This window comes from Corynebacterium phoceense, from assembly GCF_900092335.1.
Lineage (GTDB): Bacteria > Actinomycetota > Actinomycetes > Mycobacteriales > Mycobacteriaceae > Corynebacterium > Corynebacterium phoceense.
In genome coordinates, this window is the sequence record NZ_LT596207.1 from 455,616 (window position 1) to 479,923 (window position 24,308).

General features: G+C 64.0%; 26 protein-coding genes. 15 read left to right on the plus strand and 11 right to left on the minus strand.

Going from position 1 to position 24,308, the window contains the following annotated elements; translation table 11 throughout:
- Positions 1 to 68 precede the first annotated feature (68 nt).
- Genes BN9444_RS02150 through BN9444_RS02170 form a run of 5 tightly spaced genes read right to left on the minus strand, consistent with a single transcriptional unit; the run spans position 69 to position 4,661 of the window.
- Positions 69 to 770, minus strand: a complete 702-nt coding sequence (locus BN9444_RS02150) for a demethylmenaquinone methyltransferase (RefSeq protein WP_255357120.1) — start codon at positions 768 to 770, stop codon at positions 69 to 71.
- A gap of 11 nt (positions 771 to 781) precedes the next feature.
- Positions 782 to 1,981, minus strand: a complete 1,200-nt coding sequence (locus tag BN9444_RS02155) for a glycosyltransferase family 4 protein (RefSeq protein ID WP_066509777.1) — start codon at positions 1,979 to 1,981, stop codon at positions 782 to 784.
- 46 nt (positions 1,982 to 2,027) lie between these two features.
- The gene (locus tag BN9444_RS02160; protein ID WP_066489884.1) at positions 2,028 to 2,453 is read right to left on the minus strand and encodes a hypothetical protein; all 426 of its coding nucleotides are present in this window, start codon (positions 2,451 to 2,453) and stop codon (positions 2,028 to 2,030) included.
- Complete coding sequence (menD, locus tag BN9444_RS02165) at positions 2,422 to 4,062, minus strand: 2-succinyl-5-enolpyruvyl-6-hydroxy-3-cyclohexene-1-carboxylic-acid synthase (RefSeq protein ID WP_066509779.1); 1,641 nt, start codon at positions 4,060 to 4,062, stop codon at positions 2,422 to 2,424. Before menD ends, BN9444_RS02160 begins: the two co-directional genes overlap by 32 nt.
- Before the next feature lie 23 nt (positions 4,063 to 4,085).
- Complete coding sequence (locus BN9444_RS02170; RefSeq protein ID WP_141681459.1) at positions 4,086 to 4,661, minus strand: hypothetical protein; 576 nt, start codon at positions 4,659 to 4,661, stop codon at positions 4,086 to 4,088.
- A gap of 363 nt (positions 4,662 to 5,024) precedes the next feature.
- Between BN9444_RS02170 and BN9444_RS02175 the strand changes: the two genes are divergently transcribed.
- Complete coding sequence (locus BN9444_RS02175) at positions 5,025 to 5,915, plus strand: hypothetical protein (protein WP_084759222.1); 891 nt, start codon at positions 5,025 to 5,027, stop codon at positions 5,913 to 5,915.
- Here the strand turns inward: BN9444_RS02175 and BN9444_RS02180 are convergent.
- Complete coding sequence (locus BN9444_RS02180; RefSeq protein ID WP_066490401.1) at positions 5,912 to 6,928, minus strand: o-succinylbenzoate synthase; 1,017 nt, start codon at positions 6,926 to 6,928, stop codon at positions 5,912 to 5,914. The two genes, BN9444_RS02175 and BN9444_RS02180, sit on opposite strands and share 4 nt — an antisense overlap.
- A 171-nt stretch (positions 6,929 to 7,099) precedes the next feature.
- Here BN9444_RS02180 and dcuC point away from each other — a divergent pair, with 171 nt between their 5' ends.
- The 11 genes from dcuC (at position 7,100) to BN9444_RS02230 (ending at position 16,612) form a co-directional block, all read left to right on the plus strand.
- A complete protein-coding gene (gene dcuC / locus BN9444_RS02185) occupies positions 7,100 to 8,515 on the plus strand; it encodes a C4-dicarboxylate transporter DcuC (RefSeq protein WP_068801362.1) in 1,416 nt (471 codons plus the stop codon).
- A 61-nt stretch (positions 8,516 to 8,576) separates the two neighbouring features.
- The gene (locus BN9444_RS02190; RefSeq protein WP_066489845.1) at positions 8,577 to 9,032 is read left to right on the plus strand and encodes a DIP1984 family protein; all 456 of its coding nucleotides are present in this window, start codon (positions 8,577 to 8,579) and stop codon (positions 9,030 to 9,032) included.
- 396 nt (positions 9,033 to 9,428) lie between these two features.
- Positions 9,429 to 10,370 carry a metal ABC transporter substrate-binding protein gene (locus BN9444_RS02195; protein WP_141628533.1) on the plus strand — a complete coding sequence of 314 codons (942 nt, stop codon included), beginning with the start codon at positions 9,429 to 9,431 and terminating at the stop codon, positions 10,368 to 10,370.
- Positions 10,367 to 11,047, plus strand: coding sequence for a metal ABC transporter ATP-binding protein (locus BN9444_RS02200; protein ID WP_066509783.1), 681 nt, complete (start codon positions 10,367 to 10,369; stop codon positions 11,045 to 11,047). Before BN9444_RS02195 ends, BN9444_RS02200 begins: the two co-directional genes overlap by 4 nt.
- Complete coding sequence (locus BN9444_RS02205) at positions 11,044 to 11,907, plus strand: metal ABC transporter permease (protein ID WP_066509788.1); 864 nt, start codon at positions 11,044 to 11,046, stop codon at positions 11,905 to 11,907. Before BN9444_RS02200 ends, BN9444_RS02205 begins: the two co-directional genes overlap by 4 nt.
- Entirely contained in the window at positions 11,904 to 12,788 is an 885-nt protein-coding gene (locus tag BN9444_RS02210; RefSeq protein WP_066489825.1) for a metal ABC transporter permease, read from the plus strand. The genes BN9444_RS02205 and BN9444_RS02210 overlap by 4 nt, the downstream gene beginning before the upstream one ends.
- Complete coding sequence (locus tag BN9444_RS02215) at positions 12,730 to 13,677, plus strand: 1,4-dihydroxy-2-naphthoyl-CoA synthase (protein WP_066489817.1); 948 nt, start codon at positions 12,730 to 12,732, stop codon at positions 13,675 to 13,677. The genes BN9444_RS02210 and BN9444_RS02215 overlap by 59 nt, the downstream gene beginning before the upstream one ends.
- Before the next feature lie 19 nt (positions 13,678 to 13,696).
- On the plus strand, positions 13,697 to 13,846 hold the full coding sequence (locus BN9444_RS14635; RefSeq protein WP_196131257.1) for a hypothetical protein: 150 nt from the start codon (positions 13,697 to 13,699) through the stop codon (positions 13,844 to 13,846).
- Positions 13,847 to 13,930: 84 nt separating this feature from the next.
- Positions 13,931 to 14,374 carry a DoxX family protein gene (locus BN9444_RS02220; protein WP_257052899.1) on the plus strand — a complete coding sequence of 148 codons (444 nt, stop codon included), beginning with the start codon at positions 13,931 to 13,933 and terminating at the stop codon, positions 14,372 to 14,374.
- 30 nt (positions 14,375 to 14,404) lie between these two features.
- A complete protein-coding gene (gene menE, locus BN9444_RS02225; protein ID WP_068801363.1) occupies positions 14,405 to 15,538 on the plus strand; it encodes an o-succinylbenzoate--CoA ligase in 1,134 nt (377 codons plus the stop codon).
- 72 nt (positions 15,539 to 15,610) lie between these two features.
- Positions 15,611 to 16,612 (plus strand): CE1 family esterase, encoded by a 1,002-nt coding sequence (locus tag BN9444_RS02230; protein ID WP_084759223.1) that lies wholly within the window; start codon positions 15,611 to 15,613, stop codon positions 16,610 to 16,612.
- On the opposite strand, the gene BN9444_RS02235 is transcribed toward BN9444_RS02230, so the two are convergent.
- Both BN9444_RS02235 and BN9444_RS02240 read right to left on the minus strand, forming a co-directional pair.
- Positions 16,527 to 17,852, minus strand: a complete 1,326-nt coding sequence (locus tag BN9444_RS02235) for a PepSY-associated TM helix domain-containing protein (protein WP_255356870.1) — start codon at positions 17,850 to 17,852, stop codon at positions 16,527 to 16,529. The two genes, BN9444_RS02230 and BN9444_RS02235, sit on opposite strands and share 86 nt — an antisense overlap.
- A 153-nt stretch (positions 17,853 to 18,005) precedes the next feature.
- A complete protein-coding gene (locus tag BN9444_RS02240; protein ID WP_068801365.1) occupies positions 18,006 to 18,683 on the minus strand; it encodes a metal-dependent transcriptional regulator in 678 nt (225 codons plus the stop codon).
- A 61-nt stretch (positions 18,684 to 18,744) separates the two neighbouring features.
- On the opposite strand from BN9444_RS02240, the gene BN9444_RS02245 reads away from it, so the two are divergent.
- Complete coding sequence (locus BN9444_RS02245) at positions 18,745 to 19,641, plus strand: 1,4-dihydroxy-2-naphthoate polyprenyltransferase (RefSeq protein WP_068801366.1); 897 nt, start codon at positions 18,745 to 18,747, stop codon at positions 19,639 to 19,641.
- Positions 19,642 to 19,644: 3 nt separating this feature from the next.
- Entirely contained in the window at positions 19,645 to 20,544 is a 900-nt protein-coding gene (locus BN9444_RS02250; RefSeq protein ID WP_066509801.1) for an AEC family transporter, read from the plus strand.
- Positions 20,545 to 20,679: 135 nt separating this feature from the next.
- Here BN9444_RS02250 and BN9444_RS02255 read toward each other — a convergent pair whose 3' ends face one another.
- Positions 20,680 to 21,003, minus strand: coding sequence for a DUF4229 domain-containing protein (locus tag BN9444_RS02255; RefSeq protein ID WP_066489773.1), 324 nt, complete (start codon positions 21,001 to 21,003; stop codon positions 20,680 to 20,682).
- A gap of 52 nt (positions 21,004 to 21,055) precedes the next feature.
- Between BN9444_RS02255 and BN9444_RS02260 the strand changes: the two genes are divergently transcribed.
- Positions 21,056 to 21,286: a hypothetical protein gene (locus BN9444_RS02260; protein ID WP_066489764.1), complete on the plus strand. Its 231-nt coding sequence runs from the start codon at positions 21,056 to 21,058 to the stop codon at positions 21,284 to 21,286.
- Positions 21,287 to 21,295: 9 nt separating this feature from the next.
- Here BN9444_RS02260 and BN9444_RS02265 read toward each other — a convergent pair whose 3' ends face one another.
- A complete protein-coding gene (locus BN9444_RS02265) occupies positions 21,296 to 21,559 on the minus strand; it encodes a helix-turn-helix domain-containing protein (RefSeq protein WP_066489756.1) in 264 nt (87 codons plus the stop codon).
- Between the two features lie 23 nt (positions 21,560 to 21,582).
- A complete protein-coding gene (gene ccsB, locus BN9444_RS02270; RefSeq protein WP_066509803.1) occupies positions 21,583 to 22,569 on the minus strand; it encodes a c-type cytochrome biogenesis protein CcsB in 987 nt (328 codons plus the stop codon).
- Positions 22,570 to 24,308: the final 1,739 nt, after the last annotated feature.

Below are 24,308 nucleotides of genomic sequence, written 5' to 3' on the forward strand. Positions count from 1 at the left end.
GATTTCACATCAAACAAGCCCTCAGATCCGCGTGGATCTGAGGGCTTCGTTGTCGTGAACTGCCGGAACTACGCCGGTTTGACCGCGCTGTGCAACGCCACGATGCCGCCGGTGAGGTTCTGCCAATTGGCACCCGTCCAACCGTTGCGGTTAATGGCAGCGGCGAGTTCCTTCTGTTCCGGCCAAGCGCGGATCGACTCGGCGAGGTAGACGTACGCGTCCGGATTCGAGGACACGAGGCGCGCGACCGGCGGGAGCAGGCGCATAAGGTATTCCTTGTACACCGTGCCAAAGACCGGAATGACGGGCTTGGAGAACTCCGCCACGGCCAGGCGGCCACCGGGCTTGGTTACGCGAGCCATCTCACGCAGGCCGAGCTCGAAGTCGTGAATATTGCGCAGTCCATAAGAGATGGTCACGGCGTCAAACGTGTTGTCCGCGAAGGGCAGCTGCATGCCGTCACCCGCGACCTTGGGCACGTTACGGTCCTTGCCCGCCGCGAGCATGCCGCGCGAGAAATCGCAGGCCACACACCAGGCGCCAGACTTGGCCAGCTCCACCGTAGACACAGCGGTGCCAGCGGCAAGATCGAGGACCTTCTCCCCTGGCTGCAGGCCGAGACGCTCACGCGTGCGCTTACGCCACAGGCGGTCCTGTCCGAAGGAGAGGACGGTGTTGGTGATGTCGTAGTTCTTGCCCACGCCATCGAACATCTTCGCCACGTCTGCGGGGTCTTTGTCGAGATCTGCCTTGAGGTTAAATTTCGCCACGGAAAACCAGTCTATGCCACGCGCGCGCCCAGAGCGCGGGCGGCCCAGCGCGGCAGCTCCGGGCGCTGGCCGATGATGGTCAGCGGCACGCGGCGCGTGTCCTCAAGGACTTCCTCGTAGGAGTCCAGGAGCTGGCGGCACAGCGCGTCCCACGTCTTATTCGCAATGGAGGCGCGGGCGTTCTCGCGCAGTTCCGCGTGGATCTCCGGGTTAAGCAGCGCGTCCACGGCGCCGGGCAGATCCTCGACGAAGGTGTCGACGTCGAGGAGCAGGCCGTTGTAGCCTTCCTCAATCAAATCAATAGGGCCGCCAGCGCGCGGGCCGATGGTGGGCACGCCCGAGGCCTGCGCCTCCTGGATGGCCTGACAGAAGGTCTCGAACTCGCCAGCATGAACGAAGATATCGAGCGAGGCGTACGCATGCGCGAGCTCCTCGCCGCCGAGTGCGCCGAGGAAGATCGCGTGCGGCAGCTGGGCCTCGAGGAGCGGGCGCTCGGGACCATCGCCGACGATGACGACCTGAATATCGGAACGCTCATCGAGCCCGGCCAAGCGGTGCACGCCCTTCTCCGCGGCGAGGCGACCAACGAAGCCCACAATCTTCTTCGAGCCCGTGGGATCCCACTGGCGGCGCAGTTCTTCCGAGCGCTTGAAGGGATGGAAACGCACCGCGTCCACGCCGCGGCCCCAGTGGCGCACGTTCTTGATGTTATGTTCTTCCAGGTCCGCGATGGTGGGCGAGGACGGCGCAAGCGTCATCTGGCAGGAATTGTGGATGGTGCGCAGCCACTCCCACACGCCGTGGGCCAGTGCGGAGGCGTGGTACTTCGTGGCGAAGCCGGCCACGTCCGTTTGGTAGAGCGCCACGGCCGGGATGCGCTGCTGACGCGCGACGAAGGCGCCGGCCGCGCCGAGCACGAACGGGCTGGCCAGGTGAATGATGTCCGGCTGAAAGTCACGAATGGCGCCATCCACGGCGGAGGTGGGCACGCCCACCGGCAGGGAATCTACGAGCGGAACCTTCACCGTGGGCACGCGATGGATGGGAAAGCCCAGGTAATCCGGGATTTCTTCCTGACCCTCGCGCGCGCCCGGCGCCACAACGATGGCCTCGTGTCCCTCCGCATGCAGGTGCTCCAGGACGCGCAGCACAGAGTTGGTTACTCCGTTGACGTTGGGCAAGAAAGATTCAGCAACAATGGCGACACGCATGTGTTATACCTTTACACGTCGAAGAAACCAGTGGGTGAACTCAACATTAATTCTTTTTCAGGCTCGTTCCCCGCCAGGCTAGCCCAAAAATGAGGCTCGCTACCACGGCGACGGAGAGCGCCGGGATGATAGACAGCGTCCATTCGCGCCCTTCCACCTTGACCAGGTCCGGATTCGACAGCTTATACGTCACCCAGACCTTTTGGCCCTCGCCCAGGCCCGTGGGATAGATGAGTCCCGTCGGCGGCGAATGGTAAAGACCCTGCGAGTCCTGGAAGTCGACCGAGGTGCGCAGCCAGCCCACGTTCGTCACCGTCGCCAGCGCTCGGCCCGGCTCCACCGCAATGGAGCGGTCATTCATGAAGGGGCCTGCGACCATGGCAAAGGCTCCCAGGAGTGCCACCGCGTAGACCGCGAGCAGCACCTGCCGTACGCGCCTCCTAGACACTGGTCTTCGCGGCGAGCTCGGCATGAAGCGCCCGGCGCGTGCCGCGCGTCGTGTGGGCGTCCACAACGGTAATCCCCGTCGAAGTTTCCTTGAGCTCCGCGAGCAGGTCGAGCAGCTCCTGCGCCGAGTTCGCCTCACGGTAGTCTGCGCCGTAGGCCTCGCACAGCTGGCCGATGCCCACCTCCTGCGGCGTTCCAAAAGCCCGCTCGAAGGCAGGGCGCAGGGATTCCTGTCCGATTTCCAGGGTCTCGAAGATGCCGCCACCGTTATCGTCCGCGACAACGATGGTGAGGTTCTCCGGGCGCGGGTCACCCGGCGAGATGAGCAGAGCAGAAGCGTCGTGGAGGAACGTGATGTCCCCCATGAGCGCGACGGTGCGCGGCGCGCGAATCTCCGTGGCCTCGCGGGACTGGGTGGCCAGCGCCACGCCGATGGACTGGGCCACCGTGCCGTCGATGCCAGCGGCGCCGCGCGGCGAGTAGGTCTCCACGCCGTCGAAAGGAAGACCCACGAAGCTGGCGTCGCGCACCGGATTCGAGGCGCCGAGGACGAGCGCGTCACCCACGGCGAGTGTATCCGCCACGGCGGCCGCCACGTGCAGGCCGGTAAATCCATAGTCCTTATTTTCTAGGACTTCGCGCACCGCGGCGCCGCCCATCTCGGCCGCGCCCTCGCAGACCTTCATCCAGTCGCGCGTGGGCTCGCCGCTCACCTTGACGCGGGTACCCTTCCGGGCGGCCTCGCCGCGCGGGTTCGTGAAGTCCGCCGTGCGCGAGAGCGTCACGAACTCGATATCGGGATCGCTGAGGAGCGCCAGCACCCCGCGGTGCAGCGTCGGATGGCCGACAACGATGACCTGCTCGACACGCGTATTGACCACATAGTCGTTCGCACTCACGTGGTCCTTGCGGAAGATGCTCGCCGCGAGCGGGTGCACCGGATGGTACGGCGCGGGCGCCGTGGGCTCTGCGATGGTGGGCACGTCTTCAAGGCCCTCGACGTCCCAGGCCTCGTCGCCCGCGATGACCAACGTATTGCGGGTGAGGTCGAGCTCGACCTCGCCGTGGTCCACGAAGCGGACGGACGGCGCGCGGCGCAGGGTTCGATCATCCGGCGTAGAGGGAAGCTCCGTGCCCACGAGCGGCACGTCGAGCGCGACATTGATATGCACCGCAAAGTCCTGGGTAAAGCGCTGCGCCATCGCCGGAATATCCTCCGGCGACGCGACCTGCGTCGTGTCCGCGAAGTTGCTAAAGATGCCCTGCTGCTCGATGGTTTGCGAGGCACCCGTGCCCACGAGGCGCTCCGGGCGATCCGCAGAGACCACCGCGAGCGGGGTGTGCGAGTGGCGCGCCTCGACCAGCGCCGGCAACGCGTTGGCCACGGCCGTGCCTGAGGTCATGACGACCGCGACGTGGCGGCGCTGCACTCGCGCCAGGCCCAACGCGAGGAACGCGGCGGAGCGCTCATCGATGCGCGTGTGCACCTTGAGATCCGGGCGGGCGAGCAGCGCCAAGTTGAGCGGCGCGTTGCGCGAGCCTGGGCAAATGACAACGTCAGTACAGTGGCGCGCGAGCTGCGCGGCGACGGCCTGCGCCAGCTCAATGGATTCGGTCTGTGCGGTCTGGTCCATAGCAGCCCAGTCTAGCCCGTGCCCTAATTTCCGCCGCGGCCGTTGCCGTTATTGCCGCCAAAGATCTCGTTAAGAAGATCGTCGACGTTATCAGCGCCCTCGCCCAAGTCGCTGGGCAACGAGGTAGGCAGCTCCCGGGTGAGATCCGGCGTCTCCGTCACTGTCTCGGTGACGGTCTCCGTCTGGGTCTGCGTGACGGGGCTCGGGGTGTCCGTCACCGTCGCCGTGGCCGTCTGCGTAATGGTCTCCGGAGCAGGCGGCTCCTGGTTTGCGGCGCGCGTATACATATAGGCCAACGCCGCGAGCGCGATGAGCGCCAACACGAGCAGGCCGACGAGAATGCCCGTCAAGCCACTTCCCGAGGAGCGCTCCTCCGGCACGTCATAGGAGCGCGGCGGCTCTTGCCGTGGTGCCTGCTGGGACGCCGGTTGGGGTGCCGGTTGCGGTGCTGGCTGCTGGTACTGATAGTTCTGATACTGCGGCTGCGCTGGCTGCACACGCGTCTCGTCTTCCGGGAAGACCTGGCGCGGACGCTCGAACTGCTGAGTCTCGTCGCTCATCCGCTCGTTCCGGCCATTATTGGGGGTGTTAGTAGGCATGTATAAAGAGGTACACGGTCAACCTGTGAGTCGGCTGAAAAGTCATCCCCCTTAAAAGCATGCATAAATATGTAAAGCGTCGAGTCTTCCGTTATTGACAGACTGACCGTCCTAGTGTGAACTAGCCACTTAGCCTAGGACCGAGAGATGTGCTGACCTCCCACTCCCCCGCGATAGCTAAAGCCCACACCCCACCCAAACATGGAAATTTCGTACAGGTACCGAGAGTTTGGGTCGGCTCTGGGCGCCAACCCCACACCACACCCCACCCGTACTGTGGATTGCTGTACAGAATCCGTGAGTTCGGGTGGGGTTTCGGCATGCGCGTGGAACCTCCACGCTGCTGGCTCAGTCCAATAGGTCATGACGATCTACACGACGCGACAACTCCGAGAGCTCGGTACAACCAAGACTCGCCAGAACAAGGCGGTAGCCGATGGCCGACTCATTAAACTCAAGGCCGGTATCTACTCAACTACGGGAAGCCTCGCCGACATCGCGAGTCTGTATCCCGAAGGCGCGGTCACCGGTCTCAACGCCCTGGCCCTCCATGACTTGACGGAAGAATCTCGCCCCGTCTTCCTGCGCGTGCCGCACATCAGAACGCCATTGGCGAATTCACACATCCGCCTCATCCGCTCCGAGGCCCCAAGCAGATCCATCAACGACATAAGGACAGTCAACGTCGCGCAAGCCCTCTCTGACGCGCTCGCCCATGAGAAGCTCGAGAATCCGGGAAATCTCCTGCTCAATCACTACACAGGCGTCCGCGGCGGTGAGCGTCTCGAAGCAGATTTAGCCCAACTAAAGCGCCCCAGCGCCATTCGAGGACTTGCGTTTAAGGCAGGCGTGGGCACCGCCTCCAAGTGGGAACGCACAATGCTGTTTCACTTGCGCAAGGCTGGCCTCGAGCCTGTGCCCAATTTCAAGCTCGAGGCCTATTACTGGGACCTCGCCTTCCCCGCAGCCCGCGTCGTCATCGACTGGGATTCGCTGCATTATCACTTGCCGCACAACAACAATGACACCTTTTATATCGGCCTGTGGAAATCCATTCAGGCCGTGCAGCTCGGCTGGGCGCCTCTGAAATTCACCGATACATGCACGAACTATCACTTCGAGTTAGTGCGCGACGTTATCAAGGAGACCGTTGCACACCGCACCACACTGCGCCCGCACTCGCCGGTCCCGGGGACGTTGAAGAGTCCGGCCTGGCAATTCCACGAGGGGATTAGTTTTGGCACAAGCTTCTAGAGATACTGCCAGCTCTCGCGGACACGGTTGAACCACCAGTCGCGACGCTCAGCAGAGGCGGCCAACTCAGTGAGGCGGTCCTCCGACGGCGCGGGGTGCTCCACGCGCAGGAAGCCGTCCACGAGCTCGCGCGGCGGACAGACGTCCTCGATAAAGAGCGAGCCGGTGGCCAGGCCGGCGGCGGCCGGGGTGACGTCGATGTCTTCATCGTCGAGGATCTTGGGGAGCGCGGCCACGGCAGCGAGGCCCATGGAGATTCCCACCGACGTGTCGAGCGCCGAGGCCACCGTGATGTCCATATGGTGTGCACGCAAGTCGTGGGCGATCTGCAACAGTCGCTTAACCCCGCCGAGGGGCGCGGCCTTGACCACGGCGACATCGGCAGCTTGAAGTTCGGCAACGCGGTAGGGGTCTGCGACCTTGCGAATGGATTCATCGGCAGCAACGCGCACAAAAAGCCCAGAGCGCATGAGGCGCGAGCGGACCTCGGCGAGTTCCTCGGCGGTGCGGCAGGGCTGCTCCATGTAGTCAAGCGGCATGAGCGCCTTGGCGGCCTCGATGGCCTCGTCGACGCTCCAGCCGCCGTTGGCGTCCACGCGCAGGACGGGAACGCGGCCCATGTCGTGGACTGCCTCGCGCACGGCCTGAACGCGCGCGACGTCGTCCGCGAGCGTCTGGCCCGGCTCGGCAACCTTGATTTTGAAGGTGCGGCAGCCCGGATAGCGCTGCATGACCTCGGGCACCATCTCCGCCGGCACGGCCGGAATGGTTCCGTTGACCTCGACCTCGGAGCGGACGGGCGAAGGGAAGCCCTCGTACGCGGCCTCGAGGCCAGCGGCCAGCCAGTGCGCGGACTCTTCGGGGCCGTATTCGAGGAAGGGCGCAAACTCGCCCCAGCCGGCGGGCCCCTCGATGAGGAGAGCCTCGCGGGTGGTCACGCCGCGGAATTGTACGGCCAGCGGAAGGGCAACCACGCGCGCGCGGTCAAGGACGTCGTCAACGTTAATCTGCATACGGCCCAGAATAATGCATCCCACGAGGTGCGACTGGTCCACACAGGGTGATAACCTAACCAGGAAAGGTTATAACAACCGCGGTTAGCCTTCTATCGCTCCTCGGAGCCCCACCGCCAGCAGCGCATGCCAGGCGGCAGCTCTTCGTACCAGTGAAGGAATTGACTTACCGTGCTCTATCTCATCATCGCCCTCGCGGCCATCGCGGCCGTCGTGTGGCTCATCTATAAAAAGGTTCATGCGGCCGCCGCCATCTTCGGAGTAGGCGTCGCCCTCCTCATGCTCGCCGCACTCACCGGCCGCGCAGACATGCGCACCACCGAAATCGAAGCCACCGGCAACGCCTTCTACGACCAGCTCCTCGTGGTCGACGCCCTGTTCAAGGCTCGTTTCAGCGGCATCGGCATGGCGATTATGGTGCTCTTCGGCTTCGTGTCCTACATGCGTCACATCGGCGCGGACGCGAAGACCGTCGTCGTGCTCTCCTCGCCGCTCAAGCGCTTTAATGGCTCCTATTGGTTGGTGCCCGTCGGCTTCGTCATTGGCTCGCTGCTCTCACTCGTCATCCCGTCCGCCGCAGCGCTTTCCCTGCTCCTTGTGGCGACACTTCTGCCGGCGCTCATCGCCGCAGGGCTCACGCCGCTCACCGTCGCCGCCATCGTCGTGACCTCCTCGACCATCATGCCGACGCCGCTCGAGGCTGGTCTCATTCAAGGCGCGGATCTCACGGACATGTCCGTCACCGAATTCGTCTACGGCTCCGTCGCCCGCGCCACCGTGCCCACCCTGCTCATTACCGCGTTCGTCCACATGTGGTGGCAACACCGCTGCGACAAGTCGGACCGCAAGCACTACATGGAAGAACACGCCGGAGAAACCACCGAGGAGAGCGAATCCGAACGCACTGCCCGCGAAGCCATCGAGCGCGCCGCCGGACTGCCGGGTTTCTACGCTGTCCTGCCTCTGCTCCCGCTGCTACTTATCATCATCTCGGCCATTCTCAATCGCACCGGCGTCATCCCCTTCGAGGCTGACATCCTGCCTGTCACGGTCGTCTCCCTCTTCATTGCGATGATCATCGAGGCTATCCGCGGCCGCTCCATCGAGACCGCCATGGACTCCACCAAGTCCTTCTTCAAGGGAATGGGCGAAGGCGCAGCCGGCGTAGTCGCCCTCCTTGTGGCCGCCGCAGTCCTCGTCGAGGGCATTACCCAAATGGGCGTCATCGACATGCTCATCGACGCCACCAAGGGTTCGTCCGGCGCCGCCGTCATTATCGTGCTCATCTTCGTCGCCGCGACCGCCGCGATGTCCGCGCTCACCGGCTCCGGCACCGCTCCGTACTTCGCCTTCTCTGAGGTCGTCCCTGGCCTCGCAGCCGAGACGTCCATTCACGCGCCGCAGATGCTCACCGCGATTTGGGGCACCTCCAACCTCATGCGCCAGGTCTCCCCGGTCAACGCCGCGGTCCTTATCGTCTCCGGCGCCATCAAGGTCAACCCCATTCGCCTGGTCAAGCGCACTTCTGTACCGATGATCACCGCGACCATCCTCAACACGCTCTTCGCGTTCATGTTTATTGGATAATCGTGTGTAACGATACGCTCCCCACAGACCACAAGCGAGGGAGAAAGGAAAGGAACTCACCATGTTGTTAGCTGAAGCCCTCGCCGAGCGCGCCGAAGCCCAGGCCCGCCTCGACGAACTACGCTCACGCATCGTCGCCGTGGCCCGCGTCCAAGAGGGCGATACCCCGGACGAGGATCCGGCAGAGCTCCTCGCGGAGGCGGAACACCTCGTGGACCGCATCGACGAGCTGGTCAAAGCAATCAACGCAACAAACTCGGCCACCGCGTTCGACGCTGAGCGCAACCTCACCGCGGCGCTCGCGGACCGCGACGGACTCATCCGGCGTCGCCGCCTGCTTGCCGATGCCGCCGAAGCCGCCGCCGCGCGCCAAGACCGGTTCTCCCGCAGCGAGATTAAGTTCGTCTCCACCCTCGACGTCGCGGCGTTGCGAAAGAAGATCGACGAAGTCTCCAAGGCCTACCGGGAGCTCGACACAAAGATTCAGCAGAAGAACTGGAGCACCGAAGTCGTCTAAACGTAGTTGGTAGTCCACGCCACCCCACATCAGCGAGCGCACCTCGGCCTTGGACGAGAAAACCCAAGGATTCTGTTGGCAGCCTGGTAGCGGAGCAGGCTGGGAAGTTCAAGTCTTCCCACCGTATTGCGCAGTCCGCCGCACATGTCACAGGAGCACAAGCGGGTAACAACCCCGCGCACCGCTCACATATCACCACCACCGCGCTGGGATGAGGGAACGTGGACGAGGGTTGGGCAAGGGGACTACACGTTCAAAACAGCGGGGACGCGATGACGCGTCCCCGCTTTTCGCATACTCACGGGGTCTAAATCACAATCACTTGCAATAAGTGTCGGGAGTATGTACATTTTTCAATGTTCAACAGATTGAACTCTTTACTTCAATTTTAGAGAAATGAGAGATACGCACGTGAAACGCATTCCTGCGCTCGTCACCCTGTGCGCCGCCGCGCTGGCCTTGAGCGCGTGTTCGAGCGATGCGAGCGCCGACAAACCGAAGGACCACCTCACCGTTTTTGCCACGACGGGCTACCTGGCTGACGCCGTGCACAACATCGCGCCGGACGCCGAGATCACCACGATGGTCGGCCCGGGCGGCGACCCGCACACGTACCAACCCACGACGAAAGACATCGAGGCCATGCAGTCCGCGGACCTCGTCGTGTGGAACGGCCTGCACCTCGAGGCACAGATGATCGACCAACTCGAGTCGCTGGGCGACAAGCAGATCGCGGTCGGCGACAAGGTGGACCAGGCGGGTCTGCTGCCCTGGCCGGAGCGCAGCGCGGACGGCGAGAAGCTCTACGATCCGCACATCTGGAACAGCCCGGAGCTGTGGACCCAGGTCGTCGACGCGCTGGGCGCCAAGCTCGGCGAGGTCGATAAGGACAACGCCGCCGCCTACGTCCAGGCCGCGGATGACTATGAGAAGCAGATTCAGGCCGCCGAGGACAAGGCGCGTGCCGAGCTGGAAAACGCCACGCCCCGCGTCCTCATCACCGGCCACGACGCCTTCAACTACTTCGGTAAGACCTTCGACTTCGAGATTCACGCGACGGACTTCGTGACCTCCGAGGCTGCGAAGTCCCCGACGGAAATCTCGGAGCTCGCCGATACCATCGCGGAGAAGAAGATCCCCGTCATCTTCCAGGACAACCTGGCGAACCCGCAGGCGGTGACCTCCCTCAAGGAGGCCGTGCACGCCCGCGGCTGGAACGTCACGGTCTCCTCGGAAGAGCTGTTCGCGGACACGCTGGGCCCCGACGCCCCGAATGACACCTACTTGGGCGCCTTTGAGCACAACGCTCACGCCGTCGCGGAGGCGCTCACCAAGTGATAAGACTTGCAGGTCTCACCGTCGCCTACGGGTACACACCGGTGCTCGAGGATGTAGCCATTACCTTTCGCACTGGAGCGATGACGGGGCTCATTGGCGCCAATGGCGCTGGTAAGTCCACTCTCATCAAGGCGGCGGTGGGCCTGCTACCCGCTCCCGGCGCGCAAATCGACATAGACGGCACCGTGGGCTATATGCCGCAACATGCAGATATCGATTGGGACTTCCCCGCCACGCTTATTGACGTCGCGCTCATGGGCCGCACGCCCCACCTACGCTGGTGGCAGTGGCCGAGCCGCAACGACAAGCAGATCGCGGAGCACATGCTCGAACGCGTCGGCCTAGCTGACAAGCGCAACGATCCCATCAGCGCCCTGTCCGGGGGCCAGCGCCAGCGCACGCTGCTTGCGCGCACCCTCGCATGTGAGCCGGACATCCTCATCCTCGACGAGCCCTTCGCCGGCGTCGACCAACAGAGCCAGGCCACGATCACAACAATCCTCCGGGAGCTGCGAGACCAGGGCACGACCATCATCCTCGTCCACCACGACCTCGCCGAGGTCGCCGAGCTCTGCGATGACGTCGTCCTCGTGGCGAATCGCAAAATCCTCGCCGCGGGCCCCACTGAGACCACGCTCACCGAGTCCGCCATCTCTGAGTTGTTTAGTCTGCCATGATCCTCACCGAGCTCTTCACCAACTACACCTACCAGCAGGCGCTCGCGGGCACCGTCACCATCGGTGCGTGCGCCGGGGCGCTCGGCCCGCTGGTCTATCTGCGCCGGCAATCCTTGCTTGCCGATGCCGTCTCCCACTCCAGCCTGCCCGGCCTCCTCATCGCCTTTGTCACGGCGACCGCGCTTGGCATGAACGGCCGCACTGTCGGAGTCCTCGTGTGCGGCGCCGTGGCCACCGGACTGCTCGCCGTCGCCGCCATCCACACCCTCCCCAAGGTCACCCCCTTGAAACAGGATGCCGTCATGGCCGCTGTGCTCACCACGTTCTTCTCCGTGGGCATGCTCATCCTGCAGTACGTCTCGCGCACGCCGTTGCCGGGCAAGGCTGGCATCCAGGACTTCTTACTCGGCAACGCCTCGACGCTCACCCGCGCCGACGTCGTTACCTCCCTCGTCATCGGCGTGGGCATCCTCGTCGTGCTTGCCGTCGTGCACAACCATCACTCCGTCATGATTTTCGATCCCGCCTTCGCCCGCGTCACCGGCACGCGTACAAGAATCATCAACACACTCGCCTTCGTCGCCATCACGGTCATCACCGTCCTCGGCGTCAAGGTCGTGGGCGTCGTCCTCATGGTCGCCGTCGTCGTGAGCCCCGCCGCCGCGGCCCGTCAGTGGATCCACCGCCTCCCCACCTTCATAGGTCTCGCCTCCTTTCTCGGCGCCGCCTGCGCCGTCCTAGGAACTGCACTGTCAATCCACTTCGCCATTCCCACCGGCCCCACCATCGTCCTCGTGCAGGCGGCCGTTGTCGCCGTGTCGCTCGCCGTCTCCCCGCGCCGCCGGGCGGTGATCGCATGAGTCTCGCACTTGCCGCCTGCCTCCTCGCCGTTGCCACGGCTCTCGCCTGCGCGCTGCCCGGCGTCTTCGTCGTACTCAAGCGCGAATCCATGGTCATCGACGGCATCGGCCACGCGGTCCTGCCCGGCATCGCCGTGGGCTACCTGTTTACTGCGGACATTGACTCGCCAGTCCTGCTCGTGACGGCGGCATCGGCAGGCTTAGCCGTCGCCCTCGGTACGGAATGGCTGGGACGCTCCGGCCTGCTTGCGGGCGATGCCCCGCTGGGCCTTATCTTCCCGGCGCTCTTTGCCGCCGGCGTCATCCTCATCTCCACGCGCATGAGCCACGTCCACCTCGACGTGCATGCGGTCCTGGTGGGCGATCTCAACCTCGTCGCGCTCACGCATCCGGGCTACGCGCTCGTCATGGCCATCATCGCGATTCTCAACGTCACTTTTTGTGCCGTTGCCCTCCCGCGGCTTACAACCAGCACCTTCGATCCCGCCTTCGCACACAGCGCAGGCCTGCGCACTCGCGGACTCCACGTCGCCTTCATGGCGCTCGTCTCACTCACCGCGACGGCCGCCTTTCAGGCCGCCGGCGCCATGCTCGTCATCGCACTCATGGTCATTCCTGCGTGTGCCGCACGCCTGCTCACCACGCGCGTGATGACCATGCTCGCCACCGCGTGCGGGATTGGCATCCTGGGTGCCCTGGGCGGATTCTGGTTGGCCTATCACCTCAACGCGGCGACGTCCGCAGGCATGGCCGTCACCAACGCGGGGCTGGGTGTCCTCGCTTTCCTGATCTCACGGCTGCGAACGACTAGATTTGTCAGTCATGAGCGAGCAGAGAACTTACAGCACGGACAACCCGTTCAAGCCGGAATTGTGGACTAAGGTCCCCGGCTTCGAGGACCTCACGGACATCACGTATCACCGCTTGATCGGTGAGAGCCGCGCCGACGGCATCGTCCGTATCGCCTTCGACCGCCCGGAAGTGCGCAATGCCTTCCGCCCGCACACCGTGGACGAGCTCTACCACGTCCTCGACCACGCGCGCCGCACCCCCGATGTGGGCACGGTTCTGCTCACCGGCAACGGCCCCTCCGTGAAAGACGGCGGCTGGGCCTTCTGCTCCGGCGGCGACCAGCGTATTCGCGGCCGCTCGGGCTACCGCTACGCGGATGGTGAGACCGCGGACACCGTCGATACCGCCCGCGAGAAGGTCGAGGGCGGCCGCCTCCACATCCTGGAGGTCCAGCGGCTTATCCGCACCATGCCCAAGGTTGTCATCGCCGTGGTCAACGGCTGGGCCGCGGGCGGCGGGCACTCCCTCCACGTCGTCTGCGACATGACGGTCGCCTCGCGCCAGGAGGCCCGCTTCAAGCAAACCGACGCGGACGTGGGATCCTTCGACGCCGGCTACGGCTCCGCCTACCTCGCAAAGATGGTGGGTCAGAAATACGCCCGCGAGATCTTCTTCTTAGGCCGCACCTACGACGCCCAGCGCATGTACGAGATGGGCGCCGTCAACGAGGTCGTCGACCACGCCGACCTTGAAGACGCCGCCATCCAGATGGGCCGCGAGATCAATATGAAGTCCCCCACCGCCCAGCGCATGCTCAAGTTCGCCTTCAACCTCACCGACGATGGACTTATGGGCCAGCAGGTCTTCGCCGGCGAGGCCACCCGCCTGGCCTACATGACGGACGAGGCCGTCGAGGGCAAGAACGCCTTCCTCGAGAAGCGCGACCCGAACTGGGACGAGTTCCCGTATTACTACTAGTCAGGTTCCACAGACTGCCATGGTTTATCTCGCCATCGCCTTCGCCGTCGTTGCCCTCTGCGGCATCATCGGCGCCCGCGTCTGGATGATCAAAGGATTGCGCGACGCCCGCGACACGGACGAGCGCCCTTTTGATCACGACGATGAGCTGGGAAATCCCTACCAATAGGGACACGAGTCACTTTATCTTTAAAGTAAAAATCCCGCACAAGGATTGGACGTTGCCCTTACTTCAAGGTTAAAGTCACTCCCCGTGAAGTATTCCGGCATTTCCGTATCGACCATGAACCTCGCGAGCTCGTTTGTCATGCTCGCCGCTCGTCTCATCGTGGGCATCGTCCTCGCTGCCCACGGCTGGCAGAAGTTCACCGAGTGGACCATCGCGGGCACCACCACCGCCTTCGAGGGCATGGGCGTTCCGGCCCCGGGCATCGCCGCTCCGGTCGCGGCCATCATCGAGCTCGTCGGCGGCATCCTGCTCATCATCGGCCTGCTCACCCGCTGGGTTGCTGGCCTCGTCGCCGTCGACATGATCGGCGCCTGGGCCATCGCCCACGCCGGCAACGGCATCTTCGTCGACGGCGGCGGCTGGGAGCTCGTCGGCATGATTCTTGCCGCAGCCCTCATGCTCATCGCCGCGGGCCCTGGCATGCACTCCGCTGACCAGTTCATCGCAAAGGCGCGCGCCCGCGCCTAAACACTTACTGCTCGCGGTAGCCTACATACCGTGACTCATCTTCTCGCCCCGCTATCTGTTAGTCTCCGCGACCCGTCGGCCATCCTGGACGATCTGGAGACAGCGATAGCGGGGCGACATTCCTATGTGCCCGTCCCCGCCGACGATAAGACGAAGGCAGAGCTGCTGCGCAACCACATGCGAGTCGGCGAACCCATCGCCGAGGACATCGCCCTCGTCGTCCCCACCTCCGGCTCCACGGGCACGCCGAAGGGCGCACAACTTACCGCCGCCAACCTCGTCGCGAGCGCCGATGCCACCCACGAGCGCCTCGGCGGCCCTGGCCAGTGGCTGCTCGCCATGCCCGCCCACCACATCGCAGGGATCCAGGTCCTCGTCCGCTCGCTCGTCGCCGGCGTCGAGCCGCTCTGTCTCGATCTCAGCCACGGCTTCGACGTCCCCGCCTTCGCGAAGGCCGCAGCCGAGCTCGCCGCCACAGGCGACCGCATGTACACGGGACTGACCCCCATGCAGCTCGCCAAGGCCATGGATTCCCTCCAAGGCATCGACGCGCTGCGCGAATTCGACGCCATCCTCGTCGGCGGCGCCGCCACGCCCCCTCAGCTCCTCGAATCCGCCCGCAAACTGCGCATTCGTCCCGTCACCACCTACGGTTCCTCGGAGACCGCCGGCGGCTGCGTCTACGATGGCGTCTCACTTCGTGATACGGAAATCCAGATCGACGATGACGGTCGCATCCTCTTGGGCGGCCCCACCATCGCGCACGGCTACCGCAATGTGCCTTCCGATGCCTTCCACGACGGGTGGTTCGCCACCTCCGACGCTGGCTACCTCAACGGCGACACCCTCACCGTCACCGGGCGCCTGGACAACATCATCAATTCGGGCGGGCTCAAACTCCACCCCGAGGCCCTCGAGCAGCTCCTCCTCCACATCCCCGGCGTCGACGCCGCCTGCGTCGTGGGCATCCCCGATAAGCGCCTGGGTCAGATGATCGTCGCTGCCTACACCGGCTGGGCCTCCCGTACAGACATCCTCATCGCCCTCGACGACCTGCCCCGCTGGCAGGTGCCGAAGGACGTAAAACGCCTGCCCGAGATGCCACTCACTGGCCCCGGCAAGGTCGACCGCCGCGCCGTCACCGCCCTTTTTCAGAAAGCGTAGACACGACCCACAGCTTTTACTAAGGTTACGGGAGTGAAATTTGCTAACTTCTGAGGCCGCGCGAAGACAGCCATGCTCTTCACCGGCCTCCTCTCCCTCGCCGCCCCAATCGCCACCCCCATCGCCACTGCCGCGCCCCTCGATGATCTGCAGCACATGAGCAGCCAAACGGCAAACCAGCTCAACCGAGCCGCCGCCGACCTCACCGCGCAGGTCAACGAGCAGCTCGGCGCCATCCCCGGAAGTTCCCAGGCGCAGCTTCCTGCCGCGCCGGCCCCGCGCGTGGGTAACGCGAAGCCCGCCCCGTTCTTCATCAACGGCACCGGCGGCCAGGTCTTCACTCAATCCACCGGCCGCACGCGGCGCTACCTCATCGAGATGCCCACGCACTATAACCCGGCGCGCCCCGCCCCGGTCATCTTCGGCTTCGACGGCTGGCGCGATAGCCCGGAGAATTTCCGCCGCTACTCACGCCTCAACGAGACGGGTGCAGCGCGTGAGGCCATCCGCATCTACCCCGAGTCCATCAACCACGGCTGGGAGGGCGCGCCCTACGCGGTCGTGCGACCCGGCGAGGACCTCGCGTTCATCACGCAAATCATCGATGAGCTCGACCGCACCTACAACGTGGACCGCCGGCGCATCTACGCCACGGGTCACTCCAACGGCGGCGGCATGACCGCGGTCGTCGCGTGCCACCTGCCCCACGTCTTCGCGGGCGTGGCCGCCGTGGGCGGCGCTTACTACGACCCCGTCAACATGAATTGCCGGAACGAGGCCATCCCGTTCCTCATCATGCATGGCACCGGCGACACGATGATGTTCTATCACGGCGGCTACCGCCACAACGGCGCGCACTTCCTCGACGTGGACCACCTCATGAGCAGCTACATCAAGCGCAATGCCTGCGCGTTCCCGCCACGCATCGAGAACATCCCCGGCGGCCAGCGCCACGTCTACGCGTGTGCGAAGGAAGAACTGCAGCTCATCACGAACTCACAGAATCATACGTGGAATCGGACGCCGGACGCGTCGCAGGAGGTGTGGAACTTCCTGTCGCGCCAGCGCCTCTAATAGCCCGCCACACGGCGTCCACGACGAGGAAGACCACGAGCGAGATGCCAAAGAGCGGCGCGATAATGGCGTAGATGACCAGGCACAGCACGAGCGTCACCAGCGCCGGCTTCGAGAGCTTGCCGAAGCCCTGGGGGCCCGCGAAGCGCCGCCCCCTCCGGAACCACATGACAAGGCCCAGAATGCTCACGACGAGCAGCGCGAGCGCGATAAGCGCCAGCACAATCTGATTGACCAGTCCAAAGAGGAAGCCCATGTGGAGATTGATAAGCCACTCGGTGAGCTTCGCCGCGAGCGGCCACTCAGAGAAATTGACACGCTCCACAACGTGGCCGTCCACCACGGCGATGGCGTCGTTATGGAAGACAAAGGGAGCGCGCGCCTCCGTGATATTCCACGCGGCACCGTTCGGCTGCAGGTTGAGGATTCCGCGCAGCCCAGCCTCGCGCGCCACGTCATAGGCGCCATCAAGCGACGCAAGATCCGGCCCCATGTCCATGTGCTCCATGGAACCCGCACCGTGACCAGCATGCTCGCTGGCCGAGGCCGAGAGCTGCGGCGCCTTCCAGTGGAGCAGTGTGCGTAGCTTGCCAATGTTCCCGCCGGCCACGGAGGACCATGTCAGTCCCGTCACCGTGAGGAAGAGAAATCCAGCAGAGCACAGGGCACCCAACCACGCATGCGTGCGCAGCGTGCCGCGAGTGCGCTTCCGGCGGCCAAGCCAGAGCACAAGTCCGCCGATGGTGAGTGCGCCCATCCAGCTCGCGGCGAGCTCCGAGTAGAGCCGGCCTGGCTCGCCGAGCCACAGCGAGCGGTGGCCATTGGATAGCCACGCGCGCAGCGGCAGCGCACGGGAGCTGCCGTACTGGACCTTTTCGCCGCGCACCTCACCCGTCGCCGGGTCCACGAAGACCGCGTGCGTGTAGCTCTTCGAGGGCAGCGCGTCATCCGCAAACAGCACGCGAGTGTTCTCCCCCGGGATGACCTGGACGGTGTTGAGCGCGAGATCCGGATACACCTCGCGCGCTGCCTCGACCTGGTCCTCGAGCGAGACAACTGCTTCACCCGAGGGCCGGGTGAGGTCGGCATAGACGATCTTCTCCAGGCTCGGCGCGAGCGCATAGAGCACGCCTGTGAGCGCGGCAACGATGAGAAAGGGCGCAACGATGACGCCCACGACAGTGTGGAGCCTTCTGAGAACGCCGAAGCTCCTCGGCGACAAATGAATTATTGAAATCACGTGTCAGTTGTCGACAGGGAAACCCCAATGGTTCCCAACAATTTTCCTCTATTAACCCCCACCGCATAGTTCAACGTGCTGAACACCCTACTTCAAACATGGATAACCTGCAGGTATAAGCGGCACACGAGGAACCGTGCAGCCGCAAAAAATCTACATTCCCGAGACCGTAATCTCGCGTGCCGCGTCAAGCGCGAGCGGCATCACGGCGTCTCCGACCCGTACCCGCACGAGTCCCGCGACGACCGCCTCAACGGTCACGCTCTCGCCCACGCGCACCCCATGTTCCTGGAGATAGCGCAGCAACTCGGCGTCCTCGTCGCGGACCCGCTCGATGGCGACGGTGGCGCCCACGGGGGCATCGGCAAGCGTGGCTGTGCCCAGGTCCTCGATGCGACCCTCCGGATCTGGGATGGGATCGCCATGCGGGTCGCGCGCGGGCGAGCCGAGCAGCGCGTCGAGACGCTCAACGAAGAGATCCGAGCACGCATGCTCGAGCTGGTCCGCGTCCTCGTGGACCTCGTCCCACGTGTAGCCCAGCGTCGTGACGAGGAAGGTCTCCAGCAGCCGGTGGCGGCGCACCATCCCCATCGCGAGGCGGCGGCCTTCCTCCGTGAGCTGCACGCCCGAGTAGCGCTCGTGATAGACGAGCCGCTGCGCCGCCAGACGCTTCACCGCCTCCGAGGCCGTGGGCAGCTTCTGCCCCGTGCGCCGCGCCAGTTCGCCCAGCGGCACCGCGTCCCCGCCGGTATGCTCCGCAATATCCCACAGGACCTTGAGATAATCCTGGGTGCGCTCGGGCAAGTCCGCCAGCCGAAGGTGTTCATCCATGAACAACAGTCTAGCGATCCTGCATTCAGAGCCCGCACCCACGCGTGGCACAATATGTTCCATGACCACACCCGCTCAGAAGTATCCCGCGACCGCTCATGACTGGCTCGAAGGCGCCCGCCCACACACATGGGCCAACGCCTTCGCCCCCGTCGTCGCGGGCACGGGCGCTGCCGCAGCACTCGGTGGATTCCACATCGGCCGCGCGCTCCTCGCGCTCATCGTTGCGTGGGCTCTTATCGTGGGTGTCAACTACGCGAACGACTACTCGGACGGCATCCGCGGCACGGACGAAGACCGCACCGGCCCGCAGCGCCTTATCGGTGGCGGATTAGCGAAACCGCAACACGTCAAGTACGCGGCCTTCGCCTGCTTCGGCGTCGCCGCACTCGCGGGTATCGCGCTGTCTATCTCCGCGGACGCCTGGTGGTTCATCCTCGTCGGCGCCCTGTGTATCGCGGGCGCGTGGTTCTACACCGGCGGCAAGAACCCCTACGGCTACATGGGACTGGGCGAGGTCGCCGTCTTCGTCTTCTTCGGCCTCGTCGCCGTCCTCGGCACGCAGTTCACGCAGGCTCACGCCACCTCCTGGACCGGCGTGCTCCTCGCCATCGGTGTGGGCGGCATGAGCTCCGCAGTAAACCTGGCGAACAATATCCGCGACATCCCCTCGGACACCGAGGCCGGCAAGATCACCCTCGCGGTGCGCCTCGGCGACCAGAAATCTCGCCTGCTCTTTACCGCGCTGCTGCTCTTGCCCACCGTGTACACGATCATCATTGCGTTCGGTTCCTGGGCAGCGCTCGCGGGCCTGCTCTACTTCCCGTTCGCGCTGCAGGCGGTGCGCACCGTCAACCGTGGCGCCCGCGGCCCCCAGCTCATCCCGGTCCTCGGCCTCGCTGGCCGCGCGATGCTCATCTGGGCACTGCTCACCGCAATCGCCGTGGCTTTCATCTAGCGCATGCAGGGCGTTCTCACGGGCTTCGCCATCATCCTGGCGGTCATCTTCATTGGTTGGTTCCTCGCCGTGCGCGGGGTCATTGCCAGCGACCGAGAGCGTCTCATGTTCAACCGCGTGGCGTTCTACGCGGCGACCCCGGCGCTTCTCTTTGACTCCGTCGCGCGTTCCGATCCGGCGAACGTCTTCACACCGGTCACACTCATTATCATCGTGACGACCGTCATCGTCTCCGGGCTCTACCTTGCGCTCTTCTGGCGCAAGGGCCTCGCCAACGCCACCTCCGGCGCCGCCGCCGCGAGCTACTTCAACTCGGTCAACATTGGCCTGCCGGTCTCCATTTACGTCCTCGGCGACTCGACGTACGCCATCCCCATGGTCTTTATCCAGATGGTGCTCTTCACGCCCATCATCCTGGGCGCGCTGGGCGGAAAGTCGCTCCTCGGCGCGGTGAAAACCGGACTGCTCTCCCCCATGGTCGTGGCGAGCATCCTCGGCTTCATCGTCGCTTACACAGGCATCCACGTCCCCGAACCCATTACGGAACCCATTCATCTGCTGGGCGGCGCCTCCATCCCCATGATCCTCATGAGCTTCGGCGCCTCGCTCAAGACCTCCGGTGTGCTTTCCGATGCCACCGTGCGCACCCAGGTGCTCGTCTCTTCTGGTCTCAAGCTCGCTGGCATGCCCGCCATCGCCTTCGCCGTAGCCACCCTCGTTGGCCTCGACGCTGACGCGGTCTATGCGGCCACGATCCTCGCCGCGCTACCGACGGCGCAGCAGGTCTACAACTATGCGGCGACCTTCCAAGCGGGCCAGACTGTCGCGCGCGACACCGTCTTCATCACGACCTTCGGCGCGCTGCCGGTCATGCTCATTATCGCCGCACTCTTCGGACGTTAGTTTTTCTGTTCGGTCGCGCCCGCGAAAGTAAAAGGTGTACCTGAGAAGGTGTAATTCATCTTCTAAGGACCACAATGCACCATCTCAATGACACCCTCTTGGGCTCCACGCTTGGGTTCCACGCGGAAGCCAGGTTTAACGGCCCGCGAGCTCCTGTTCGACCCACGCCTTGTGCGCCTTGCGCTGCGCGGAGTACGCGGCGAGCGATTCGGTGGCCTCCACGCGCCACCTGGTGAACATGAGCATGGACAGCGGCAGCGCAAGGAAGAGCGCAAGCATCGCCGAGATGAGCAACATGACGGGGGCGTTCACGAGCAGCACGATGCCGTGAATGATAACCGTGAGCACGAGGAAGAGTCCCAGGCGGGCCAGGCCGTATTTCACCATGGCGCGACGCGACTTCTTACGCAGCTCCGGATCCGGTGCCGGCGGCTCGGGGTTCGTATTCTCCTCAATCATTCGTATGATTCTACGCGCCCCGCGCGAAACCCGAAAAGCTAGAATGGCCCCCATGGGTAGAATCCTCCTCCTCGTCCTCATCGTCGTTGCCGTCATCCTCGTCTGGAAGGCCTTTGGCCCCGGCACGTGGAACAACAACCGGAAAAACGTGCAAGGCCCGGCCACCCCGCAGATCAAGGGGCCGGACGATGATGAGAACTTTTTGTGGGAGCTCGACAAGAAGCGCTTCAAGGAGCGCCGCGCACGCGAACGGGAGCAGAAGAAGAACGAAGACGAAAAATAGCGCTGAAGATTAGCGCTGTGTGAAGGTCATCTCGAGGCCCAGCGCATCTGCAACGGCCACGACTTTTTCCCAGCGCACGCCCGTGCCACCATGCTCGATGGTGTGGAGGGTGGAGCGGGAGATACCGGCGGCATCGGCAAGCTGTTGCTGCAAAATGCCCAGTTCACGGCGGCGCGCGGCGAGCTGCGCGCCAAGGTCAAGCAACGCCGGATTATCGCCAGCAGGCTTGCCTTGTTTATTGCGCGTACGGTTTAACGGGCTTTCCTCAGACACGGGGAACCTCACTCAAGCAGAAGCTAGTTCAGGCCCGCGTAGGAATGCAGGCCGGAGACGACCATGTTGATAAAGAACAGGTTAAAGACCATCGTAGCCATAGCCACGATATTTATCCACGGAGCAGCCTTCCGCATTGATGGAGTAGCGCGTGCGTGGAGGTACGCGGCGTACAGAACCCACGTCGCAAAGGAGACGGTTTCCTTCGGGTCCCAACCCCAGTAGCGGCCCCAGGCGGCCTCGGCCCAGATGGCGCCGAGCACGATACCCAGGCCCAGCGTGGGCAGCGTAATGACAGCGGTACGGTACGCGAGAGTATCCAGCTTCGTCGCGGTGGGCAACGGCTTGACGATGCCCCCAATAAAGCCATGCTCCTTCCCCTTCGGCTGCCAGCTGCGCAGCATGCTCAGCAGCGAGGACAGACCAGAGAAGAGGCCGATGGCAGCGCCGAGGGAGACGACGGTGACGTGCACCGGCAGCCAGTAGGAGCGCAGCGCCGGGACGACGGGGGCGGACTCGGCGTAGAGCTTCGTGCCGCCGAAGAACATGAGTGCCAGGACCGGGACGAGGATCCACGGCCACAGGGTGCGCCACTCCTTGCGCTGCAGCGCGATGGAGGAGACGATCATGACGCCCGCGGTGACCATGAGGACGTACTCGTAGAGGTTGCCGAACGGGAAGCGGTGCGCAGACAGGCCGCGCAGCACGATGGCGACGACGTGGACGGCAATGCCGATCCACAGCAGCGACTGCAGCATGCCACCAATCTTGTTCGCGGTAGCCTCGGCCTTCTCCGCATTTTCTTGCAGGTTGCTGGGGCGTTCCTCAAGGAGAACGCCGCCCGACTGACCCGCGGCGGGCACCGCCGCCTTCAGGGCGCGCCGTGCGTCGATGACGGCTTGGATGCGCACGTAGTAAAAGAGGGACAGGAACAGAGAAATCACGTAAAGGACCAGCGCAGTCCTAAACGATAAGTCCGAGAAATTGGACAGGTTCTGATCGACGAGCATGGTTACACAGGCTACCCCGCCCCGGCGACCGAGTCCAACTTTTGACGGAGTTTTATATCCTGCTAATGACCTGGATACGGGGGTAAGACGCTAGTCGTCGACCCAGATATCGTCTTCTTCAACCTCGTCCGCGTCCGGCAGCTCCATGAGGATGCGGTAGAGTTTGTCGAATTCTTCGGACCAGCCAGCGCGGTCCGTGCGCGCGAGACCGCCCATCTCGACTTGGGTGGTGCCATCATCGTTCGGGCGCAGGCGCACCCACACGCGGCGGCGCTTGATGACGAGCGAGCCCACGAGCGAGAGCAGCATGGCGAGCGCCGCAATGAGCAGCGGTGTCTGGGCCGGGTTGTGAGAAATCTGGTAATTCGCGAACTCGGAGGCGCCGTCGAAGGTGAGCTTCGTGCCGTCGTCGAGCGTGACCGACTCGCCCTGTGTGAGGTTGACGCGGTCGACTTTCTGGAGCTGACCCGAGTGCATGAGCGATGAGTCGAGCGAGAAGATGGACTGCGCGACACCTGTGTCGAGGCCCGCGTCGCCGCGGTAGATGTCAATAGCGAGCGCCGGGTCTGTCAGTGCCGGGTATGCCGAGGCGAGCATCTTGCCGTTCTCGCCGGTCCACTCGGCCGTCGGTGCAAAAAGGCCCTGCAGCGCGATCTGGTTCTGGCGACGCTCATAGAGGTCCGGGTACATGCCCGCCGGCGGGTCGAAGCGCATAGCGCCCGAAGAGAGGAAGCGGGTCGTCTCCGTGGGCTGGAACTGCATGGTCTGCGTGCGCTTTTCGCCATTCGGCCATTCGATGGTCACGGTTGGTGCGTAGCCGTGCCCCTGCAGGTAGACGCGGTCCGTGGACAGGCGCAGCGGGTGATTGACCTGCAGCTGGTAGTCCTGCCACTCAGACTCGTCCTTGNTATTTATTCTCGTTTTTTTTTTTCAAGCAGAAGACGGCATACGAGATATTCGAGGTGAACATCTCGGCCTGGCCATTGGACAGGTACTTCGCGGTGAAGTCATGCGCGATGAAGCAGAAGGGGTTGAGGCCTGTGCCGTCGAAAAGCGCTCCGGCACGGAAGGAGTCGAAGTTCGAGGTCGAGGTATTGCAGAACTCCGTGGACTGGTCGACCTTCGTCGCGTTCTCGTAGGAGCCGGACTGCGTCACGACGATGACCATGCCTTCGTAGGAGAAGAACTTGCCCAGCGCCACCGCGGCAAGGATAGCCACGAGACCGATGTGGAAGATGAGGTTAAACAGCTCGCGGGCGTAGCCGCGCTCGGCGGAAATGGAATACGCCCCGGCGCGATCCTCGTCCGGCTGCACCTCCGTGAAACGCCACTTGCCCAGCATCTTCTTTGCGGAGGCCTGCAGCTCGTCGAAGGAGCGTTCCGAGGTCGCGGCCGCATGCAGCGGCATCTTCTCCAGGTAGCGCGGGGCACGCGTGGGCTTGGAACGCCACGCCTTGTAGTGATCCCATGAGCGCGGGATGATGCATCCGATAAGCGAAATGGCCAGCAACAGGTAGATGGCTTGGAACCACACGGATTCGAAGACATCGAAAAGCTGAAGCTTGTCGTAGATCTCCGCGACCTTGCCGTTGGAGGCAATGTACTCGTTGACGTTCGTCTCGTTGAGCGAGCGCTGTGGCAACAGAGACCCCGGAATGGCGGCGGCGGCGAGCAAGAAAAGCAGGGCCAGTGCCGTGCGCATACTGGTGAGCCAGTGCCACGCCTTGCGCAAATATTTC

What these genes read in the sequence shown, in the direction of transcription:
- BN9444_RS02155 (WP_066509777.1), bottom strand. Translation starts at nt 1,981, where the DNA reads ATGCGTGTCGCCATTGTTGCTGAATCTTTCTTGCCCAACGTCAACGGA.
- BN9444_RS02160 (WP_066489884.1), bottom strand. Translation starts at nt 2,453, where the DNA reads ATGCCGAGCTCGCCGCGAAGACCAGTGTCTAGGAGGCGCGTACGGCAG.
- menD (WP_066509779.1), bottom strand. Translation starts at nt 4,062, where the DNA reads ATGGACCAGACCGCACAGACCGAATCCATTGAGCTGGCGCAGGCCGTC.
- BN9444_RS02170 (WP_141681459.1), bottom strand. Translation starts at nt 4,661, where the DNA reads ATGCCTACTAACACCCCCAATAATGGCCGGAACGAGCGGATGAGCGAC.
- BN9444_RS02175 (WP_084759222.1), top strand. Translation starts at nt 5,025, where the DNA reads ATGACGATCTACACGACGCGACAACTCCGAGAGCTCGGTACAACCAAG.
- BN9444_RS02180 (WP_066490401.1), bottom strand. Translation starts at nt 6,928, where the DNA reads ATGCAGATTAACGTTGACGACGTCCTTGACCGCGCGCGCGTGGTTGCC.
- BN9444_RS02190 (WP_066489845.1), top strand. Translation starts at nt 8,577, where the DNA reads ATGTTGTTAGCTGAAGCCCTCGCCGAGCGCGCCGAAGCCCAGGCCCGC.
- BN9444_RS02195 (WP_141628533.1), top strand. Translation starts at nt 9,429, where the DNA reads ATGAGAGATACGCACGTGAAACGCATTCCTGCGCTCGTCACCCTGTGC.
- BN9444_RS02205 (WP_066509788.1), top strand. Translation starts at nt 11,044, where the DNA reads ATGATCCTCACCGAGCTCTTCACCAACTACACCTACCAGCAGGCGCTC.
- BN9444_RS02210 (WP_066489825.1), top strand. Translation starts at nt 11,904, where the DNA reads ATGAGTCTCGCACTTGCCGCCTGCCTCCTCGCCGTTGCCACGGCTCTC.
- BN9444_RS02215 (WP_066489817.1), top strand. Translation starts at nt 12,730, where the DNA reads ATGAGCGAGCAGAGAACTTACAGCACGGACAACCCGTTCAAGCCGGAA.
- BN9444_RS14635 (WP_196131257.1), top strand. Translation starts at nt 13,697, where the DNA reads ATGGTTTATCTCGCCATCGCCTTCGCCGTCGTTGCCCTCTGCGGCATC.
- BN9444_RS02230 (WP_084759223.1), top strand. Translation starts at nt 15,611, where the DNA reads ATGCTCTTCACCGGCCTCCTCTCCCTCGCCGCCCCAATCGCCACCCCC.
- BN9444_RS02240 (WP_068801365.1), bottom strand. Translation starts at nt 18,683, where the DNA reads ATGGATGAACACCTTCGGCTGGCGGACTTGCCCGAGCGCACCCAGGAT.
- BN9444_RS02245 (WP_068801366.1), top strand. Translation starts at nt 18,745, where the DNA reads ATGACCACACCCGCTCAGAAGTATCCCGCGACCGCTCATGACTGGCTC.
- BN9444_RS02250 (WP_066509801.1), top strand. Translation starts at nt 19,645, where the DNA reads ATGCAGGGCGTTCTCACGGGCTTCGCCATCATCCTGGCGGTCATCTTC.
- BN9444_RS02255 (WP_066489773.1), bottom strand. Translation starts at nt 21,003, where the DNA reads ATGATTGAGGAGAATACGAACCCCGAGCCGCCGGCACCGGATCCGGAG.
- BN9444_RS02260 (WP_066489764.1), top strand. Translation starts at nt 21,056, where the DNA reads ATGGGTAGAATCCTCCTCCTCGTCCTCATCGTCGTTGCCGTCATCCTC.
- ccsB (WP_066509803.1), bottom strand. Translation starts at nt 22,569, where the DNA reads ATGCTCGTCGATCAGAACCTGTCCAATTTCTCGGACTTATCGTTTAGG.